The 2815-nt window shown below is 66.8% G+C and carries 2 protein-coding genes and 1 pseudogene; all 3 read left to right on the top strand.

Annotation, left to right across the window (positions count from 1 at the left end; all coding sequences use genetic code 11):
- A pseudogene (locus G3N97_RS39860) lies at nucleotides 1-294 on the top strand (hypothetical protein); the annotation flags it as partial.
- Between the two features lie 54 nt (nucleotides 295-348).
- Nucleotides 349-1422: a selenide, water dikinase SelD gene (selD, locus tag G3N97_RS37940; protein ID WP_205997871.1), complete on the top strand. Its 1074-nt coding sequence runs from the start codon at nucleotides 349-351 to the stop codon at nucleotides 1420-1422.
- The gene (locus G3N97_RS37945; protein ID WP_205997872.1) at nucleotides 1419-2324 is read left to right on the top strand and encodes a cation diffusion facilitator family transporter; all 906 of its coding nucleotides are present in this window, start codon (nucleotides 1419-1421) and stop codon (nucleotides 2322-2324) included. The genes selD and G3N97_RS37945 overlap by 4 nt, the downstream gene beginning before the upstream one ends.
- Nucleotides 2325-2815 lie beyond the last annotated feature (491 nt).

Consider the following 2815-nt stretch of genomic DNA (forward strand, 5'->3'; position numbering starts at 1 on the left):
GCCGCGCGCTTTTCGGCGCGCGGCGTGCCGCATTGCGAGGTGCTGGTGGCGTCGTCGCGAGCGGATCGACTGGTGAATCCCGTGTGCTCGGCGCGGCTCGCGCAGGCGTGGGGCGCGCGCCATGTCGAGCATCCGTGGGCGGGCCACGATCTGCCGCACGACGACCCGCACTGGCTCATCGATGCGATCTGCGCGAGCGAGGCTGCGAGCGTCGCGACCGAAGCGCAAACGCAAGCCGATCCGCAGCACGATCAACCCGCCGCCGCCCAGGACGGCCCTGCATCGCCGGCGTGACGATTGCTCCATAATAGGGACGTTTCGTCAGCATATTCAGGGAGAGTCCCCGCCATGAACGACACCGTCCGCACGCCTTCGGGCAACGCCGCCCCGCGTCTCACGAGCCTTTCGCACGGCGGCGGCTGCGGCTGCAAGATCGCGCCGGGCGTGCTCTCCGCGCTGCTCGCGCGCAGCACGCCGCTCACGGCCGCGTTTCCCAACTTGCTCGTCGGCACCGAGACGGCCGACGACGCCGCCGTCTACAAGCTCAACGACGAGCAGGCCATCGTCGCGACCACCGACTTCTTCATGCCGATCGTCGACGATCCCTACGACTTCGGCCGCATCGCCGCGACCAACGCGCTGTCCGACGTCTACGCGATGGGCGGTAAGCCGATCCTCGCGCTCGCGCTGGTCGGCATGCCGATCAACGTGCTGCCGCACGACGTCATCGCGCAGGTGCTGCGCGGCGGCGAGGACGTCTGCGCGGCGGCGGGCATTCCCGTCGCGGGCGGCCATTCGATTGATTCCGTCGAGCCGATCTACGGGCTCGCGGCGCTCGGCGTCGTGCATCCGTCGCGCGTGAAGCGCAACGCGTCGGCGCGCGCGGGCGACGTGCTCGTGCTCGGCAAGCCGCTCGGCGTGGGCGTGCTCTCGGCGGCGCTCAAGAAAGATCTGCTCGACGCCGCCGGTTATCAGGCGATGGTCGCCGCCGCCACGATGCTCAACCGGCCGGGCGCGGCGCTCGCCGAACTCGACGACGTGCACGCGATGACCGACGTGACCGGTTTCGGCTTGCTCGGCCACACGCTCGAAATCGCGCGCGGCGCGAGTCTCACGGCGCGCGTGCGTTACGCCGATCTGCCGTGGCTGCCGGGCGTCGAAGCGTTCGTCGATCAGGCCGTTTTCACGGGCGCGTCGGGCCGCAACTGGGCGTCGTACGGCGAGGGCGTGACGCTCGCGTCTGGCCTGCCGGAAAGCGCGCGCACGCTGCTCACCGATCCGCAAACCTCGGGCGGTCTGCTGGTCGCCTGCGCGCCCGAGCGCGTGGACGACGTGCTCGCGCTGTTCCGCCAGGACGGTTTCGCGGATGCCCGCGTGATCGGCGAACTGGACGAAGGCCCCGCGCGCGTCGAGGTCGTATGAGCGCGGAGTCGCCGAAAGCCATTTTCTACGCGCTCGCCGCGAACGCGGGCATCGCGATCTGCAAGTACGCGGCGGCGGCGTTCACGGGCTCCGGCTCGATGTTCGCCGAGGCGATCCACTCGACCGCCGATTGCGGCAATCAACTGCTGCTGCTGTTCGGCCTGCGCCAGTCGCGCGAGCCGCCTTCGCCGCTGCATCCGATGGGCTCGGGCCGCGCGATCAACTTCTATTCGCTGCTGGTCGCGCTGCTGCTGTTCTTCGTCGGCGGCGCGTTTTCCGTGTATGAAGGCGTGCACCGGCTGTTCGCGCGCGAGCCGCTGCAATACGTGTATGTGGCGCTCGCGGTGCTCGGCGTGTCGGTCGTGCTGGAGGCGCTCTCGCTGTATGGCGCGATGCGCGAAATTCGCGCGGGCAATCCGGGCAAACCGCTGTGGCGATGGTTCCGCGAAACGCGCGATTCGGATCTGCTGGTCGTGGCGGGCGAGGACGTCGCCGCGCTTGCGGGTCTCGCGATTGCGTTCGTCGCGGTGCTGTTGACGGTGATCACCGGCAATCCCGTGTGGGACGCGTGCGGCTCGATCTGCATCGGCTTTCTGCTGATGACGATCGCGTGGCTCGTCGCGCGCGAAGTGAAGTCGATGATCGTGGGCGAGTCGGCGAGTCCGGAAATGCGGCGCGACATCGAAACGTTTCTGCGCGCGCGGCCCGAGATTCGCCAGATCATGAACATCATCACCCTGCAATGGGGCAAGGAGATCGTCGTGGCCGTGCAGGCCGAGATGATCGATTACGAACACAGCCGCACGATGGTCGAAGCCATCAACGAGATCGAAGCGGATTTGCAGGCGCGCTTTCCGCAGGTGCGCTGGGTGTTCTTCGAGCCGGACTTTGTGAATCGTTAAACCTGATCGATCGTCGGGCGACGATCTTGCAATCCCCGAACGGGCCGCCGCTCATCGAGCGCGGCCCGTTTTGCTTGTGGCTGCGCGGATGGGGCGGCCTGTCGCGTGCGTCGTCGATTTAAGAATATTCCTATTTTTTGACGTCCTACGTCGCTATAGGATTTCCTTTCTGTTGGCTTTCATGAATTGCAAAATTTTGTCGCATGTCGCGCGCCTGTTCACAGCAGGACGCGCGATGTGCCGCCGCACTGTCGCAGCGGCGCGATGCGCGACATGGGCGTTCGAGCCGGACGCCCTGCAACGCTGAATCGCGAAGCGCACCGGAGACGCCATCCTGTTCGTGATCCCCTGTTTCGCGGAGTGATTGCAATGATCAGGATGACGAATGAACAAGATTTATCGAACGATCTGGAACGCCGCGTCGGGCCGCTGGATCGCCGTGCAGGAAAACGCGCGCGCACGCGGCGCGACGGGTGGCAGCGATAGGAGCG

The sequence above is a fragment of the Paraburkholderia sp. Ac-20347 genome (assembly GCF_017104805.1).
Classification (GTDB): Bacteria; Pseudomonadota; Gammaproteobacteria; order Burkholderiales; family Burkholderiaceae; genus Paraburkholderia; species Paraburkholderia tropica.

What these genes read in the sequence shown, in the direction of transcription:
- selD (WP_205997871.1), top strand. Translation starts at nt 349, where the DNA reads ATGAACGACACCGTCCGCACGCCTTCGGGCAACGCCGCCCCGCGTCTC.
- G3N97_RS37945 (WP_205997872.1), top strand. Translation starts at nt 1,419, where the DNA reads ATGAGCGCGGAGTCGCCGAAAGCCATTTTCTACGCGCTCGCCGCGAAC.